The sequence below is a fragment of the Streptomyces alkaliterrae genome (genome assembly GCF_007097205.2).
GTDB classification, from domain to species: domain Bacteria; phylum Actinomycetota; class Actinomycetes; order Streptomycetales; family Streptomycetaceae; genus Streptomyces; species Streptomyces alkaliterrae.
In genome coordinates this window covers 1-14,644 of sequence record NZ_VJYK02000130.1, presented here as the reverse complement: position 1 = coordinate 14,644, position 14,644 = coordinate 1, and the positions used below count along the sequence as shown (strand labels likewise).

Genomic DNA, 14,644 nt, shown 5'->3' with positions numbered 1-14,644 from the left:
GCCCGCAGCAGTGCGAACTGGTCGGGGTGGGTGAGCAGGGCGTGCACCGCGTTGCCGATCAGGTTCACGGTCGTCTCGTGGCCGGCGCCGATGATGAGCAGCAGGGTGTCCAGCAGCTCCTGTTCGCCCAGTGCCGCGTCGTCCTCGTCGCGGCCCGCCACCAGCACGCTTGTCATGTCGTCGGCGGGGGAGCTCCGCTTGAGTTCCACCAGTTCGGCGAGCGCCTTCTGGGCGTCCTGGTAGGTGGCCATCGCCTCCGCCGGCGTGATGGTGGTGTCCATCAGGCGGTCGATCACCCGGGCCACCTCCGGGCGGTGCTCCTCGGGCACGCCGAACAGCTCGCAGATCACCCGCATCGGCAGCGGATGGGCGTAACGGGCGCGCAGGTCCACGGTCTCACCGGGCGGGAGGGCGGCGAGGTCGTCCAGCAGCTCCCGGGTGACGCGCTCCACCCGAGGCCGCATCGCGGCGGTGCGGCGGGCGGTGAAGGCGGGCGAGACGAGCTTGCGCAGCCGCCGGTGGTCCGGGCCGTAGGCGGTGAGCATGTTGGTCACGCCGATCCAGTTGCGCAGCCAACCGTCCTGGTGCCGGCCGTTGATCCACTCGGGCCAGTGCAGGTTGGGGTCCTTGGACACGCGGTCGTCCACGAGCAGGTCGCGCAGCAGCTCGTGGCGGGTGACGTACCAGGCGGTGACGTCACCCGGCAGGGTCACGCGGACGGCCGGGCCCTCGGCGCGGAGGCGGGCGGCCTCGGCGAACGGTTCATGTCCCGCCGGGTCGAGGGTTACGGGCTCGCGGTGGTCCACGGGGTGACTCCTGCCTGGTCGGGGCTGACGGGACTGAATCGGGCGGGGAGCTGGGAGAGCGCCCGGTGGAACGGGCCCGGCCGCCAACTCAGCCGCTCGCGCGGCACGGTGAGTTCGAGGTCGCACAGGTGGCCGGTCAGGCGCTCGATCGCGGTGGTCGCGATCAGCAGCGCCGGTTGCTTCACCGGGCAGGAGTGCGGCCCGGCGGACCAGGCCAGATGGGCGCCGCCGTCCGCCCTGTCCACGTCGGGCGGCAGGCCGTCCGGGGCGGAGTTGGCGGCGGCGTAGGAGACGAGCACAAGCTGGTTCGCGTGGATCCAGGTGCCGTGGAAGCGCACGTTGTGCCGGGGGAAGTGCGCCGAGTAGTTCGCCAGCGGCGGCTCGTGCCGAAGCACGTCGCCGACCGCGTCGAGCGCGGTGCGCGCGCCGCTGGTCAGCGTGCCGTAGTAGTCCGGGTTGGAGAGCATCCGGGAGAGCGCGTTGGAGATGAGGTTCGAGGTCGGCTCGTGGCCGGCGCCCATGGTGAGGACGATCTGGTGGACGACCTCCTCCGGCTCCAGACCGGCCGGGTGCTCCATGAACCAGCTCGCCAGGTCGTCGCCGGGCTCCCGCTGCTTGAGCGCGACGAGTTCGAGCACGTACCGCTCGAACTCCGCTCCTGCCGCCGTCGCCTCCTCGGGGCTACGGGCCTCCAGCATGCCGGCGAGCGCGGCGACCAGCCGCGGGCTGTCGTGCTCCGGCATCCCGAACAGCGCGTTGAAAAGCAGCAGCGGCAGCGGTCTCGCGTACTGGGCGACGAGGTCCGCCTCGCCGGTGCCGGCGAACTCCCGGATGAGCTCGTCCGCCGCCCGGACGGTCCGCGCGCGCAGCTCGTGCGGCTCGACGAGCGAGAAGCTGTCCGTGATCACCGAGCGGTACCTGGCGTGCACGTCGCCGTCGTTGAACAGGACGTTCGGCCGCCAACCCAGCATCGGCAGCACCGGGCAGTCCGGCGGCACGGTCTGCTGCCAGGCGCGCGAGTCCTTCGACCAGGTCTCGGTGTCCCGCAGCAGGTCCAGCGCGGCGCGGTAGCCGACGACCAGATAGGCGGTCACCCCCGGGGAGATCTCGACCGGCGCCACCGGCCCGTACTGCCGCAGCCGGTCGTACACGGCGTGCGGGTCGGCGGCGTACTCCGGTCCGTGGAGCGGGACGGCCTGCGGGGTGTAGTACGTCATCGGCCACCGTCCCCGGCCGTCGCGGTGCCGCTTGGAAGCCCGGCCTCGGGGGCGGCGTCCGGGACGGCTTCGGGGGCGGCGTCCGGTGGGTCCGTGAGCAGATGGGTGACGAGGGCGATCAGCGCGTCCACGGCCGAACCGGCGTCGCGGGCGTCGCAGGTCACAAGCGGTGTGCGCGGATCGAGGTCGAGGTGGTCGCGCAGCACCTCCGGCTCGTGCCGGGGCGCGTCGTCGAAGGTGTTGACGGCGACCGCGTAGGGCATGCCGCTCTCCTCGATCAGGTCGATGACCTCGAAGGAGTCGCCCAGCCGACGGGTGTCCACCAACACGAGGGCACCGAGCGCGCCCCGCGAGACGTCCTCCCACAGCGGCTTGAAGCGCCGCTGGCCGGGCGTCCCGAACAGGTAGAGCACCAGGTCGTCGGTGAGCGTACGGCGGCCGAAGTCCATGGCGACCGTGGTGGTGACCTTGTCGCGGACACCGATCAGACTGTCGACCGAGGCGCTCGCCTGGGTCATCGTCTCCTCGGTGTGCAGCGGCGCGGTCTCCGACAGCGCCCGGATGAAGGTCGTCTTGCCGACCCCGAACGGCCCGGCCACCAGGACCTTCACCAGGGTCTGCGTGTTGCTGCCGAGGTAGGTGGCGGCGTTATCGGATGGCGCGGAGTCCACTGAGCACCCTCTCCAGGAGTCGCGGGTCGTGCTGCTCGGCCCTGGGCACGGGAGCGCGGGCGTGCAGGACGCCGAGGTCGACGAGGTCGGCCACCAGCACCCGCACCACGCTCACCGGCAGGACCAGGTACGCCGCTGCCTCGGCGAGTGACAGCGGTCCCCCGTTGACAAGTTCGGCGAGCCGGCGCTGAGCGGGCGCCAGCCGCCCCGGCAACGGGCCGCCGGCCGCGCTGAGGAGCGTCAGCCGGTCGAAGGTGTTGCGGCTCGGCGCGGCCCGGCCGCCGGTCGCCATGTAGGCGGGTACCAGACGTCGTTCGGAGCGGCGGCCGCTCACGGTCGGGCGTCCGGCACGCGGGGCTCGGGGTCCATCACCTTCCGGCCCAGCGTGGCGACCTGGATCTGCATGTGGTGGGCGACGACGCCGATGGCCACGCTCCGGTTGGCGAACACCGCGAGAACGCTGTGCGACCCGGCCGGGATCGCGAACACAAAGCCGGCGTCGGTCTCCACCACCACCTGGCGCAGCTTGGCCTCCTGGTCGCCGGAGAACGACGCCGCCACCGCGCGTCCCGCGCCCTGAAGCGCCGACATCATCGCGGACGCGCCCTCGCTCGCCTCCCGGCTGAGCCCGGGCGAGGCGCCCTGCACCATGCCGTCGGACGACAGGACCAGCGCGTGCACCACGCCGGGCAGGACCAGCAGCGGTTCCAGCACCCAGGACATGTCCCGGTTCAGCGGGTTCACGGGACGCTTGTGGACGGTCATTCGGCTGCTCCGTTCGCGGGGTCGTGCTCGGCTGCCGCCCGACCGGACGCGGTGCCCGACTGGAAGGCGGCCCAGGTCGCGCGGGTGTCCTCGGGGTTCTCGGGTTCCGCCGCGCCTTCGGGCGCCGCTGCCTGGTCCACCTGGTCCAGCTTGTCCACCTGGGTCCCCTGGTTCGTCGGATTCGCGTGGTTCACGTGGTTCGTCGGGTTCGCGTGGTCCACCCGGTTCGGTGCCGCCGGGCGACGGCGGCGGCGTCGGGGGAGCGAGACGGCGGGGTCCTCGGCCGGGGACGCCACCGGACCCGGGGCGCCCGGTTCGCCCGCGGCGGCGGGCTCGGCCAGGGCGGCTGGTGCGTCGAGGGCGGCGGGCTCGGCCAGGGCGGCGGGTGCGTCCAGGGCGGCGGAGGGGCGCGGCTCCGCCACGGGACGGCGGTCGACCGGCGGTGCCATCGCGGACATCGGCCGGGTCTCCTGGTCGAGCACGGTCAGCAGGTGCCCGGGGATGAACACCACCGCGCGCACCCCGCCGTACGGCGCCGGCTTGTCGACGGACACCGAGAAGCCGTGCTGGCGCACCAGCCGGCCGATCGTCGCGAAGCCGGACCGGGGCGGGTCGCCGAGTTCGGAGAGCAGCAGCGGGTGCTGCCCGGAGAGCATGCGGGTGGCGAACTCGATCTCGTCCCGGTGCATGCCGACGCCCGCGTCGTCGATGACGACGCACGCCCCGGACTCCGCCTGGTGCAGGCTGACGTCCACGGAGAGGGTGCCGTGCGAGTGGTGTACGGCGTTGGCGAGCAGTTCGGAGACGGTGACGGCGATCGGCTCGACGGCCCGGGCGACCACCGCCACGGGCATGTCGAGTTGGCTGGTGACCTGGACGCGGTGGTAGCCGGGAACCCGGGACTGCGCGCCCACGACGACGTCACCGAGGTGGGAGTCGGAGCGGGTCAGTCCGGGGGTCGCCCCGCAGAGGACGCCGGCGGCCTGTACCCGGCGCAGGTTCTGCTCGTTGAGGAGGTCGAGTTCCAGCAGGTCGGCGGCGAGGTCGGCGTTGTCGTACCGGTGCTGCATCCGCTCGATCCGGGACTGGAGCCGGTAGCTCTGCGCCTGGATGACGGTGGTCGCCCCGCGCATCACCGCCTGAGCCGCCTGGTCGACCCGGTCCCGCTCGGCGACGACCGCCGCGGACAGCCGTTCGAGCGCGGCGCGGTGGAGCCGGTCGACCTCCTGGCCGGCCAGGGCCGGGTGCTTGAGCCCGGGGACGGCGACGTGCTGGTGGGCGAGGTGGGTGACCAGCCGGGGCATCCGCTCCTCGACGAGGTGCCGGGTCTCGGCGAGGAGTTCGGCGCCGGCGGCGTCGAGTTCCGCCGACCTGCGCACCGCCGCGTCGCGTTCCGACTCCGCGTTCCGGCGTGCCGCCGCCGCCGTGTCCCGTTCGGCGCCGACCGCCCGCAGGGTCCTTCTGGTCCGCTGGAGCAGACGGCCGACGGCGAGCAGCCCGCCGGTTGTCAGCGTGGCCACCAGGAACGGCAGCCACTCCGGTATGTGCGTCATCCAGCGTTCCTCGGAAGTCAGGTAGCGGCGGCGGGCGGCCACCATAGCGACGCGCGGCTCGCTCAGCGTGGTGAAGTGATCACATCACCATAGGATCTGCACCGCGTCCACACCGAGGACAAACATTTCTCGGTCGGCTTGTCAGGCGAGTGAGCTTCTTTTCCGTCACATACCGGCGAGTACGGCCAGTTTCGCTCACCGTCAGTCGGGGCCCGCCTCCCGCACCGCCGCGGCGGCCTTGCGGGCGGCGGCCAGCACCGGGTCCCACACCGGGGAGAACGGTGGCGCGTAGCCGAGGTCGAGCGAGGTCATCTGCTCCACCGTCAACTTCGCCGTCAGCGCGACCGCCGCCACGTCCACCCGCTTCGCCGCGCCCTCCCGACCGACGATCTGCACCCCCAGCAGCCGCCCGGTGCGCCGCTCGGCGAGCATCTTCACCGTCATCGGCCGGGCGCCGGGGAAGTAGCCGGAGCGGCTGGTGGCGGTGACACTCGTCGTGACGAACCGCAGCCCGGCCTCCCGTGCCTGGGCCTCCAGCAGCCCGGTGCGGGCGATCTCCAGATCGCACACCCGGCTCACGGCCGTGCCCACGACGCCGGGGAAGGTGGCGTAGCCGCCCGCCGCGTTGGTGCCGATCACCTGCCCGTGCTTGTTCGCGTGGGTGCCCAGCGGCACGTGCCCGGGTTGGCCGGAGACGAGGTTCAGCACCTCGACGCAGTCCCCGCCCGCCCACACGTCGGTGCGGCCGCGGACTCGCATGCCCAGGTCGGTCAGCAGGCCGCCCGACGCGCCGAGCGGCAGCCCCGCCGCCGCGGCCAGCGTCGTCTCGGGCCGCACACCGAGGCCGAGGACGACCACGTCGGCCGGATGGCGGTCGTCCTCGGTGAGCACCGCGCGGGGCAGACCGTCCTCGCCGGTCTCCACACCCGTCATGCCCGCGCCGGTGACGGTGTTGATGCCCATGCCCGCCATCGCGTCGCGGACCAGCTCGCCCATGTCCGGGTCGAGGGTGGTCATCGGCTGATCCGCCTTGTCCAGCACCGTCACCCGGTAGCCGCGCAGGGCCAGCGCCTCGGCCATCTCCACACCGATGTAGCCGGCGCCCACGACCACCGCGTGCCGGGGCTCCGGGCGGCGTTCGACCTCGGCGAGCGTGCGCAGCAGCGCCTCCCCGTCGCCCAGCGTCTGCACGCAGTGCACCCCCGGGGCGTCGGCGCCGGGCAGGTCGGGGCGGATCGGCCGGGCGCCGGTGGCCAGCACCAGCCGGTCGTAGGACGTCCAGGACTCCCGCGCCTCCCCGCCGCCGGAGCCGTCCCGCTCGCCGGCGGCGCGGGTGCGGACCCGGCGGCCGGGCAGGTCGAGTTCGACGACCTCGGTGCGCGTCCGCACGTCGACGCCCCGCGCGCGGTGCTCCGCCGGGCTCCTGGCCACCAGCGCGTCGGGCCCGGAGACGGTGTCCGACACCCAGTACGGGATGCCGCACGCGGAGTACGAGGTGTGCGCGCCCCGCTCGAACGCGACGATCTCCAGCTCGTCCGGCCCGCGCAGCCGCCGGGCCTGGGCGGCGGCCGACATGCCCGCCGCGTCGCCGCCGACGATCACCAGACGTTCCGTGGGCGGCATCGGATCCCCTTCCACGCGGCTGCGCCCCGGGCGGATCGCCCGGGGCCGGTCGGCTCTCCCTGCCCCGCCCACGGCCGTCCGTAACCTCCCCCGGCCCGGTGCTCCGGGTCAGCCGGTGAGCGAGTCCGGGTGGGCCGTCGCCAGGCCCCAGATCACCAGCGCGCCGAAGGCGATCGACACCACGGCCCAGACCGGGTAGTACGGCAGCGACAGGAAGTTCGCCACGATGATCAGCGCGGCGATGGCGATTCCCCCCATCCGGGCCCACAGCGACAGCTTCATCAGCCCGAAGGAGATGAGCACCGCCAGCACGCCCAGCACGAGGTGGATCCAGCCCCAACCGGTCAGGTCCATCTCGAAGACGTACTCCGGGGCCACGACGAAGACGTCGTCCTTGGCGATGGCCATCACCCCGCGCAGGATGTCGAAGACGCCGGTGATCAGCAGCATCACCGCGGCGAACAGCACCACACCGCCGGCGAAGTCCTGGGCGGCCGTGCTCTCGTGGTGGGAGTCGGTCTTGGAGGTCATGGTCGAACCTCGATTCCCGTGGAGGGACCGCGCGGGCGTTCGCCCGGCGGCGTCCAGCGGTAACGGTCCAGACCATCGTGCGTCGTCATCGCCATGATCGCCACGCGACACCGGCGCGGCGGTGCTCGCACCCGACCGCCGCACCCGGCAGGCTGCCGACCGTGGCCGAAGAGCACCGTCCAAGCCCACCCCGCGTCACCGCCCGCGCCGCGCTGCGCCCGCTGCTCATCGCCGTCGCCCTGCTGCTGGTGTACTACCTGCTGCCGCTCGACGACGACTTCGAGGGCTACGTGGCCCTGGCGCTGCTGTGCGGGCTGGTCGGGGTGACGGCGCTGTTCGTCTGGGAGGTCCGGGCCGTCACCCGCGCCGATCGGCCGCGGCTGCGGGCCGTCCAGGCGTTTACCGCCGTGGTCACCCTCTTCCTGCTGCTCTTCGCCGCCGGCTACTTCATGCTCTCCGACGCCGACACGGCGGCCTTCACCGAGCCGCTCACCCGTACCGACGCGCTCTACTTCGCCCTCACCACGTTCGCCACCGTCGGCTACGGCGACATCGCCGCCGTCAGCCAGCCGGCCAGGATCGCGGCCATGCTCCAGATGGCGTTCGGGCTGCTGCTCGTCGGTGTCGCCGCCAAGGTGCTCGTGGGGGCCGTGAACGCCGCCTTCGACAGCACACCCCGAAGCCGACCCCGGAGCTGACCTCGCGGGACGGCACGCCCGCTGGGCTACTGTGGCCGGGTGACCGCCGCAGAATCCTCCCAGCTCACCGACCAGCCGCCGATCGAGCGGGTCGCCGACCTCGTGGCGGGCTACGGCGCACACGCCCGGCCGCTGCGCGAACTGCTCGCCACGCTGGACGGCACCCCGCACGACCTCGCCTCGCTGGTCCGCGCCACCGCCCTGCCCCGGCGGACGGTGGAGGAGATGCTGTCCGCGCTCGGCTCCGACCTGACGGAGAACGCAGACGGCGGTCACGCCCTGCGCCCCGAGCGGGCCGACGCGTACCGGGAGCGGTTCCGCCTCGGTCAGCTCGCCGCGACCGCCCTGACCGACCCGTTCGCCGCCCGGCTCGCCGAACAGGCCCCGCTGGTCGAACGGATGGCCGGCCTCATCCGCGGCGCGCCCGGCTCCGACCGCGACCTCGACCACGTCTCCGCCACCGCCGAGACCGTCGTCCGCCGCGCCCTGTGGCTGGACGCGACCTTCGACCTCGCCGGCGCCCGACTGCTGTGCGTCGGCGACCACGACCTGACCTCGCTGGCCACCGCCTGCCTGCGGCCCGAACTCGCCGTCACCGTCGTCGACATCGACGAGCGGGTGCTGGAGTTCGTCGACACCGCCGCCGACGGGCTCGACCTCGACGTGCGCTGCCTCCACACCGACCTGCGGCTCGGTCTGCCGCCGACGGTCGCCGGCACCGCCGACCTCGTCGTCACCGACCCGCCGTACACCCCCGACGGGCTGCGGCTCTTCCTCGCCCGCGGCGCCGAGGGCCTGCGCGACCGGGAACACGGCCGACTGGTCATGGCCTACGGCTTCAGCTCCCGCCAGCCCGCCCTCGGCCTGAAGAGCCAGCAGGCGGTGCAGGGCCTGCACCTGGCGTACGAGGCGATCTGGCCGCACTTCAACCGCTACCACGGCGCGCAGGCCGTCGGCAGCGCCGCCGACTGGTACGTCTGCCGGCCCACCGCCAGGACCTGGCGAACCCTGGACCACGCCGTCCGGGACGCCGCCGGAAACATCTACACCCACGGCGCCCGCTCGATGGAGGCCGCCGGGGCCACCGAGCTCGACGAGGACGCCGCCCGCCGGGTCCTCGACACCGCCGCGCACCCGGTCAGCGCGCTGGTCGGCCCGGGCTGGCCGGACGGCGCCGGGGACGTCAAGGGACGACTCGGCGTCGGCACGCTGCTCGCCGGCGGTCTGCCCCCGGCGCACACCCGGCGCGGTCGATTCGCGGTCGCCGTCAACCTCGCGGAGGACCCGGGGAGTTGGCTGCCGCGCGTCCTGCTTTCGACCAACGCGGCGCAGGTGGTCGTGGTCGTGCCCAACAACCATCCCGACATCGCGGACGAGTCCTCGCAGCAGGCGCTGCACGCGCTGCTCGCCGCCAAGTACCGACTCCGCTTCCGCCGCAACCTGCCGGACCGCGGCCACGCGCTCGTCGAGGCGACCGCCCTCCCCGCCGGGGCCGATGACTCCGGCGGGCCGGCGGACCCCGCGGAGTGGCTGGCGCACTGGTTGCTGCACCGGGCCCACGGCAAGCTCGGCAACGTCTGGCGCGACGGACTGATCCGGCTGGCCGACGTGACCGGCGCGCCCAGGCCGACCAAGAACCAGGCCCGGGAGGCGGTACGCGGCGCCGTCGGCCGACCGGCACTGCTCGACGCCCGGCTCGTCGACCTGCCCCGCCACCGTCTCCACACCCTGCTCGCCGAGTTGGCCCCCGCCACGGTCGAGACCGTCGCCCGACCCTGACGCCCCGGACGGACTCGGCCCGCCTGTCGCGCGGTCCTCACGTCGCGCCGTCCTCGCCGGCGCGGTGCCGTACCGCGGAGAGCGTGCGCGGGGCGCGTGACCTTACGGCGGGCCCGGGCGTTCACCCGGTGGTCGTCCGTTGTCGTGAGCCGAGGAGAGTCACTGTGAGCGCTGGTCACGCGGGCCGGTCCGTTGTCCGAATGGTGGCTGTGGCGGCGGCCTCCGCCGCGTTCGCGGTGGGCGCGGGCGGCGCCGCCCAGGCGGCCGACGGCGAGCGGGCCTCCGGCCCTGCGCCGGGGCTGGCCGACCTCGCCGCCGACGGTCTGGCCACCGCCGGCGGCACGGGCCTGTCCGGCGCGACGCGGTACGGCGGGGGAATGGTCGGCGGCGCCACGGGCGCGGTGGGCGGCGCGGCCGGAGCCGCCGGCGCCCTCGGCTGAGCGCCGCCGCGGCACCGTCGCCGCCGCGCCCTACCGCTCGACGGCGGCCGGTTTCAGCGGGCGGGTGTAGGTGAGCGCTGGCTGGTCCATCAGCGTCGTCTCGCCGGTGACGGTGAAACCGGTGCGTTCGAGCACCGTGCGGGAGGCGACGTTGTCCAGCGTCGCGGCGGCCCGTAGGGACGTCAGCCCGTAGTCCCCGGCCGCCAGTTCGCAGACCCGGCGGACCGCCCGGGTGGCCAGGCCGCGCCCGGCGGCGGCGCGGCCGACGCGGAAGCCGAGCTCGGCCGAGCGGTCCGGGCCGTCCGGCGTCACGTCGACGAGGTTCACCCGGCCCAGGATGTCGCCGTCGCCGGTGACGATCACGTGGAAGTGGTGCAGGCCGCAGTCCTGTTCGGTGAGCAGCGCCTCGTGGCGGGCGTCGAACTCGGCGAAGTAGTCGTCCCCGCGATCCGGGACGGTCGCCGCGAAGTAGGCGCGGTTCTCCCGTTCGAAGGTGAGCAGGGCGGCGGCGTGGTCGCGGCGGAGTCGCTCGAGTTCGGGCATGGCACCACGTTACGTCGCGAAACCGCCACGGGCGGCCGGATTTGACTGGTCGTCGGGCGGGCCCCGGCTCACTCCCGACCGTCGACCAGCAGCAGCGTGTGAGGCCACAGCCCGTCCAGCACCGACGGGTCGTTCTTGAGCTTGGCGAACAGCACCAGCCCTTCGAGCTGGGCGATCACGGCGCGGGCGGTGTCCGCCGTGGCGCGCTCGTGCGGCACGGCCCCGGCCTCGGCCGCCTCCCGCAGGGTGGTGGCGACGAGTTCGACCTGTTCGTCGAAGATCCGCTCCAGCCGGGCGCGGACCTCCGGCTCCTGGGTGCTCAGTTCGAGGGCGAGATTGCCGAGCAGGCACCCGGCGACGGTCCCCGAGTCGCGTCTGGTGTCCCGCTGGACGGCCGCCATGCCCTCCAGCAGTCGGCGCAGCCGGCCGAGCGCGGGCCCGTCCCCGGTCAGTGCGGCGTGCCACTGCTCGCGCTGGGCGGTCCAGTAGCCGTCGACGACCTCCAGGGTGAGGGCCTGCTTGGAGTCGAAGAAGTGGTAGAAGCTGCCCTTCCGCACCTCGGCCGCGGCGCAGATCTCGGCGACTCCCAGGCTCGTGTAGCCGCGGTGCCGCATGAGGTCGTCGGTGGCCGCCAGGAGCCGTTCGCGCGCGGTGCTGGTGCGTCCCATGCCGCCGAGTATACGGGCGGTCAACTATCACGCCGATGGGTTCCGCGCGGGCGGGCGGGCGCATCGGCTGGCTAATAGTTGACCGGTCGTCTACAGTCTCGTCTCGAGCGGCGGGCGACCTGCCCGCCCCGCACTCGGGAGGCTCCATGTCCGCACCCGTCCTGGTGGCCGTCGTCCACCACAGTGGCTACGGCCACACCGCACGACAGGCCGCGGCCGTCCGGGACGGCGCCGCCGCCGTCCCGGACGTCCGGGCCGAACTGCTCGACGCCACCGCACTCGACTCCGCCCTCTGGCGGACCCTGGACGCCGCCGACGCGATCGTCTTCGGCTCGCCGACCTACATGGGCGCCACGTCGGCCGGATTCCAGCAGTTCGCCGAGGCGAGCGCCCCGGTGTGGGCGGCGCGCGGCTGGCAGGACAAGCTGGCAGCCGGCTTCACCAACTCGGCCGGCGCGAACGGCAACAAGGACAACGCGCTGCTGGCGCTGAGCGTCTTCGCCGCCCAGCACGGCATGCACTGGGTCTCCCTCGGGCTGAAGCCCGGCTGGATCTACTCCAGCGACGGCAGCCCCGACGACCTCAACCGGCTGGGCGCCTTTGTCGGCGCGATGGCGCAGTCCCCCTCCGACCTCGGCCCCGACGACGCTCCCGGCGCCGCGGACCTCGCCACCGCCCGCCACCTCGGGGAGCGCGTCGCGCGCACCGCACTCCGGTACGTCCACGGCCGTGAGGCGGCCGAGCGCCTGGGGCAGGCCGTCGAGGAGGGGCGGGCCGTCGGGGAAGGCCGGGCCGTCGAGGAAGGGCGGGCCGTCCGGGAAGGCCGGGCGGCATGACCGGCCCCGGACGTCTCGGTGACCTGCTCGACATAGAACTTCCCATAATCCAGGGACCGTTCGGCGGCGGACTGTCCTCCGTCGCGCTGACCTCCGCCGTCTCCCGGGCCGGCGGCCTCGGCTCCTACGGCGCGCACATGAAGACACCGCGGGCCATCACCGAGCTGGTGGCCGAGCTGCGCCGCGCGACCGATCGGGCGTTCGCGGTCAACCTGTGGGTCCCGCAGCCGGGTGAGGAGCACCGGCCCGACCCGCGCGAACTCGCCCGGCACGTGGAACGGCTGCGGCCCTACTACGACGAGCTGGGCGTCGCGCCGCCGGAACCCGCCGAACTCGGCCCACGGCCGCGCTTCGCCGACCAGTTGGACGCCCTGCTGGCGGCGGCCCCGCCGGCGATCAGTCTGGTCATGGGCCCGCCGCCGTCGCGCGCCGTCGTCGAGGCGCGGCGGCGCGGCATCATCCTCATCGGCACGGCCACCACCGTCGACGAGGCCGTGGCCCTGGAAGAGGCCGGAGCGGACGCCGTGGTCGCCTCGGGCAGTGACGCGGGCGGACACCGCGGGTCCTTCCTGCGGCCGGTCCGCGAGTCGCTGGTCGGCACGTTCTCCCTCGTGCCGCAGATCGTCGACGCGGTCTCGGTGCCGGTCGTCGCGGCCGGGGGCGTCGCGGACGCCAGGGGAGTGGCGGCCGCGTTCGCGCTGGGCGCCGACGCCGTCCAGGTCGGCACCGGCTTCCTGGCGACCCGCGAATCGGCCGCGGCCGCTCCGCACCGGTACGCGCTGGCCGACCCGTCCGCCCGTCACACCGTGCTGACCAGGCTGTTCTCCGGCCGTCCCGCCCGGGGCATCGTCAACGAGCTGGTGACCGAGCTGGCGGCACACGAGGACGCGGTGCCGCCGTACCCCGTGCAGAACGCGCTGATGCGGCCGGTCCGCGCGGCGGCCGTCGAGCAGGGCCGCGCCGAGCGGCTCAACCTGTGGTCGGGCCAGGCCGCGGCCCTCGCCCAGCACGGCGTCACCGCCGCCGACTACCTGGCCACACTCGCCGACGGCCTACCGGGCGGCCTGCCCGACGGTCTACCCGACGGCCTGCCCGACGGTCGCCCCGTCGGTGCCTGACCGCCGTTGCGGCGTCCGGAAGCCCGCGCGGGCACGCGCCCCGGGGCTTCCGGACGCGGGCGTCGTGAAGGCGGGAGGGGGAGGGAGGGCGTCAGTCGCCGGAGGAGTCGGAGGTCCTGTCGCGCAGTTGCTCGTTCAGGCGCTGGGCTTCCTCGAGCTGGTCCTCGAGGATGATGATCCGGCACGCGGCGTCGATCGGGGTGCCCTGGTCGACCAGTTCCCGGGCGCGGGCCGCGATGCGCAGCTGGTAGCGGGAGTAGCGGCGGTGCCCGCCCTCGGAGCGCAGCGGGGTGATCAGCCGGGCCTCGCCCAGTGCGCGCAGGAACGCCGGTGTGCTGCCGATGAGTTCGGCGGCGCGCCCCATGCTGTAGGCGGGGTAGTCGTCGTCGTCGAGCCGGTCGGCGGCGGTGCGTCGCGCTTCTGCGGCCATACGGGCCCTTCGTCCTGTGCGGGCGGGGACGCCGTCGCGCGGGCGCGCGCGGAAGTATGCCGCCCTGTGTGACGAACCCTAGCCGTCGTCGCTGACAAATGTCTATTCCAGCCGGTGTAGATTTTCCGCTTCCGATGTGCCAGACATCCGGAGAAAAAGCAGAAGTCGCGGCGGCGGATTTCCGCGTCCGCCGCCGCGAGCGTTTTCCGTACGACAAAACGACGAGGAGGCGGAGTGTCGGCGGAGTCTCGGGAATTCCGCGCCGCCGCCAATCGGCCGTGCTACTGTCGATGGCAGTTGCAGTTGTGGTTCCCAGACTTCAGGTGCCCCGTCGACCAGCGGTCGGCGGAGCACTCTTGTGTTGCCGGTCTTCCGGACGGGGCAATCATCGCGGCGACGCGGGACCCGCGAGGTGCGGGTCTGCAGAATCCCCAGAAGGAGAAGACATGGCCACCGGAACCGTGAAGTGGTTCAACGCCGAAAAGGGCTTCGGCTTCATCCAGCAGGACGGCGGCGGCGCCGACGTGTTCGCGCACTACTCGAACATCGCGTCGACCGGCTACCGTGAGCTGCAGGAGGGCCAGAAGGTGTCCTTCGACGTGACCCAGGGCCAGAAGGGCCCGCAGGCGGAGAACATCGTTCCCGCCTGATCGGTCACCACGCCGACGAACGACAGCGTTCTGACGCCGCCGGGGCCCGCACCTTGGGTGCGGGCCCCGGCGCCGTTCCCGTCACGCGCCACCGGCCGCCGCCAGGCGGCCGGCACCGGGAACGGTCCCGCCCGGCGCGTACCCGCAGTGCGCCGGGCGCCGGGCGAGACCTCGCCGCGCCCGACGCCCGTACCGCCCGGCTTCGCCCGGTGTTCCGCCCGGAACGCCCGGCCTCCCGGCGAGGAAGGCCACCCATGGCTCGCAGTTCCCGACGCGGCGGACGACAGTCCGCGCCGCGTGCCGGCTCCACCGCCCC

At 73.8% G+C, this 14,644-nt stretch carries 17 protein-coding genes; 6 read left to right on the top strand and 11 right to left on the bottom strand.

Annotation, left to right across the window (positions count from 1 at the left end; all coding sequences use genetic code 11):
• From FNX44_RS14145 to FNX44_RS14110, 8 genes are all read right to left on the bottom strand, one after another.
• Window positions 1–806: cytochrome P450 (locus FNX44_RS14145; protein WP_143648578.1), on the bottom strand; the 806-nt coding region annotated here is incomplete at its 3' end.
• The gene (locus FNX44_RS14140) at window positions 785–2,023 is read right to left on the bottom strand and encodes a cytochrome P450 (RefSeq protein WP_143648577.1); all 1,239 of its coding nucleotides are present in this window, start codon (window positions 2,021–2,023) and stop codon (window positions 785–787) included. The genes FNX44_RS14145 and FNX44_RS14140, both read right to left, overlap by 22 nt.
• Window positions 2,020–2,694, bottom strand: coding sequence for a GTP-binding protein (locus FNX44_RS14135; RefSeq protein WP_143648576.1), 675 nt, complete (start codon window positions 2,692–2,694; stop codon window positions 2,020–2,022). The genes FNX44_RS14140 and FNX44_RS14135 overlap by 4 nt, the downstream gene beginning before the upstream one ends.
• Window positions 2,672–2,986 carry a DUF742 domain-containing protein gene (locus FNX44_RS14130; RefSeq protein WP_153507266.1) on the bottom strand — a complete coding sequence of 105 codons (315 nt, stop codon included), beginning with the start codon at window positions 2,984–2,986 and terminating at the stop codon, window positions 2,672–2,674. The genes FNX44_RS14135 and FNX44_RS14130 overlap by 23 nt, the downstream gene beginning before the upstream one ends.
• Before the next feature lie 38 nt (window positions 2,987–3,024).
• Complete coding sequence (locus FNX44_RS14125) at window positions 3,025–3,459, bottom strand: roadblock/LC7 domain-containing protein (protein WP_143648574.1); 435 nt, start codon at window positions 3,457–3,459, stop codon at window positions 3,025–3,027.
• Window positions 3,456–5,012, bottom strand: a complete 1,557-nt coding sequence (locus FNX44_RS14120) for an ATP-binding protein (RefSeq protein WP_143648573.1) — start codon at window positions 5,010–5,012, stop codon at window positions 3,456–3,458. Before FNX44_RS14120 ends, FNX44_RS14125 begins: the two co-directional genes overlap by 4 nt.
• Before the next feature lie 201 nt (window positions 5,013–5,213).
• Window positions 5,214–6,635: an FAD-dependent oxidoreductase gene (locus FNX44_RS14115; RefSeq protein WP_143648572.1), complete on the bottom strand. Its 1,422-nt coding sequence runs from the start codon at window positions 6,633–6,635 to the stop codon at window positions 5,214–5,216.
• A 108-nt stretch (window positions 6,636–6,743) separates the two neighbouring features.
• Window positions 6,744–7,166, bottom strand: coding sequence for a DUF7144 family membrane protein (locus FNX44_RS14110; protein WP_143648571.1), 423 nt, complete (start codon window positions 7,164–7,166; stop codon window positions 6,744–6,746).
• A 161-nt stretch (window positions 7,167–7,327) separates the two neighbouring features.
• Here FNX44_RS14110 and FNX44_RS14105 point away from each other — a divergent pair, with 161 nt between their 5' ends.
• The 3 genes from FNX44_RS14105 to FNX44_RS14095 all read left to right on the top strand — a co-directional run bounded on the left by FNX44_RS14105 (window position 7,328) and on the right by FNX44_RS14095 (window position 10,083).
• Complete coding sequence (locus tag FNX44_RS14105) at window positions 7,328–7,864, top strand: potassium channel family protein (RefSeq protein WP_323369340.1); 537 nt, start codon at window positions 7,328–7,330, stop codon at window positions 7,862–7,864.
• A 39-nt stretch (window positions 7,865–7,903) separates the two neighbouring features.
• Complete coding sequence (locus tag FNX44_RS14100) at window positions 7,904–9,643, top strand: bis-aminopropyl spermidine synthase family protein (RefSeq protein ID WP_143648570.1); 1,740 nt, start codon at window positions 7,904–7,906, stop codon at window positions 9,641–9,643.
• Between the two features lie 164 nt (window positions 9,644–9,807).
• On the top strand, window positions 9,808–10,083 hold the full coding sequence (locus FNX44_RS14095) for a hypothetical protein (protein ID WP_173019190.1): 276 nt from the start codon (window positions 9,808–9,810) through the stop codon (window positions 10,081–10,083).
• 30 nt (window positions 10,084–10,113) lie between these two features.
• On the opposite strand, the gene FNX44_RS14090 is transcribed toward FNX44_RS14095, so the two are convergent.
• Together FNX44_RS14090 and FNX44_RS14085 are read right to left on the bottom strand one after the other, a co-directional pair.
• The gene (locus FNX44_RS14090; RefSeq protein WP_143648568.1) at window positions 10,114–10,626 is read right to left on the bottom strand and encodes a GNAT family N-acetyltransferase; all 513 of its coding nucleotides are present in this window, start codon (window positions 10,624–10,626) and stop codon (window positions 10,114–10,116) included.
• A 68-nt stretch (window positions 10,627–10,694) separates the two neighbouring features.
• Window positions 10,695–11,294, bottom strand: a complete 600-nt coding sequence (locus FNX44_RS14085; protein ID WP_143648567.1) for a TetR/AcrR family transcriptional regulator — start codon at window positions 11,292–11,294, stop codon at window positions 10,695–10,697.
• A gap of 146 nt (window positions 11,295–11,440) precedes the next feature.
• Between FNX44_RS14085 and FNX44_RS14080 the strand changes: the two genes are divergently transcribed.
• Entirely contained in the window at window positions 11,441–12,130 is a 690-nt protein-coding gene (locus FNX44_RS14080; protein ID WP_143648566.1) for a flavodoxin family protein, read from the top strand.
• The gene (locus FNX44_RS14075) at window positions 12,127–13,248 is read left to right on the top strand and encodes an NAD(P)H-dependent flavin oxidoreductase (protein ID WP_143648565.1); all 1,122 of its coding nucleotides are present in this window, start codon (window positions 12,127–12,129) and stop codon (window positions 13,246–13,248) included. The genes FNX44_RS14080 and FNX44_RS14075 overlap by 4 nt, the downstream gene beginning before the upstream one ends.
• 91 nt (window positions 13,249–13,339) lie before the next feature.
• Here FNX44_RS14075 and FNX44_RS14070 read toward each other — a convergent pair whose 3' ends face one another.
• Complete coding sequence (locus tag FNX44_RS14070) at window positions 13,340–13,678, bottom strand: MerR family transcriptional regulator (protein WP_143648564.1); 339 nt, start codon at window positions 13,676–13,678, stop codon at window positions 13,340–13,342.
• Window positions 13,679–14,124: 446 nt separating this feature from the next.
• Between FNX44_RS14070 and FNX44_RS14065 the strand changes: the two genes are divergently transcribed.
• Window positions 14,125–14,328, top strand: a complete 204-nt coding sequence (locus tag FNX44_RS14065; protein WP_143648563.1) for a cold-shock protein — start codon at window positions 14,125–14,127, stop codon at window positions 14,326–14,328.
• Window positions 14,329–14,644: the final 316 nt, after the last annotated feature.

Bases quoted from the DNA above. Each gene is read 5' to 3' on its own strand.
- FNX44_RS14065 (WP_143648563.1), top strand. From the start codon at position 14,125: ATGGCCACCGGAACCGTGAAGTGGTTCAACGCCGAAAAGGGCTTCGGC.
- FNX44_RS14070 (WP_143648564.1), bottom strand. From the start codon at position 13,678: ATGGCCGCAGAAGCGCGACGCACCGCCGCCGACCGGCTCGACGACGAC.
- FNX44_RS14075 (WP_143648565.1), top strand. From the start codon at position 12,127: ATGACCGGCCCCGGACGTCTCGGTGACCTGCTCGACATAGAACTTCCC.
- FNX44_RS14110 (WP_143648571.1), bottom strand. From the start codon at position 7,166: ATGACCTCCAAGACCGACTCCCACCACGAGAGCACGGCCGCCCAGGAC.
- FNX44_RS14080 (WP_143648566.1), top strand. From the start codon at position 11,441: ATGTCCGCACCCGTCCTGGTGGCCGTCGTCCACCACAGTGGCTACGGC.
- FNX44_RS14115 (WP_143648572.1), bottom strand. From the start codon at position 6,635: ATGCCGCCCACGGAACGTCTGGTGATCGTCGGCGGCGACGCGGCGGGC.
- FNX44_RS14140 (WP_143648577.1), bottom strand. From the start codon at position 2,023: ATGACGTACTACACCCCGCAGGCCGTCCCGCTCCACGGACCGGAGTAC.
- FNX44_RS14090 (WP_143648568.1), bottom strand. From the start codon at position 10,626: ATGCCCGAACTCGAGCGACTCCGCCGCGACCACGCCGCCGCCCTGCTC.
- FNX44_RS14085 (WP_143648567.1), bottom strand. From the start codon at position 11,294: ATGGGACGCACCAGCACCGCGCGCGAACGGCTCCTGGCGGCCACCGAC.
- FNX44_RS14120 (WP_143648573.1), bottom strand. From the start codon at position 5,012: ATGACGCACATACCGGAGTGGCTGCCGTTCCTGGTGGCCACGCTGACA.
- FNX44_RS14125 (WP_143648574.1), bottom strand. From the start codon at position 3,459: ATGACCGTCCACAAGCGTCCCGTGAACCCGCTGAACCGGGACATGTCC.
- FNX44_RS14130 (WP_153507266.1), bottom strand. From the start codon at position 2,986: ATGGCGACCGGCGGCCGGGCCGCGCCGAGCCGCAACACCTTCGACCGG.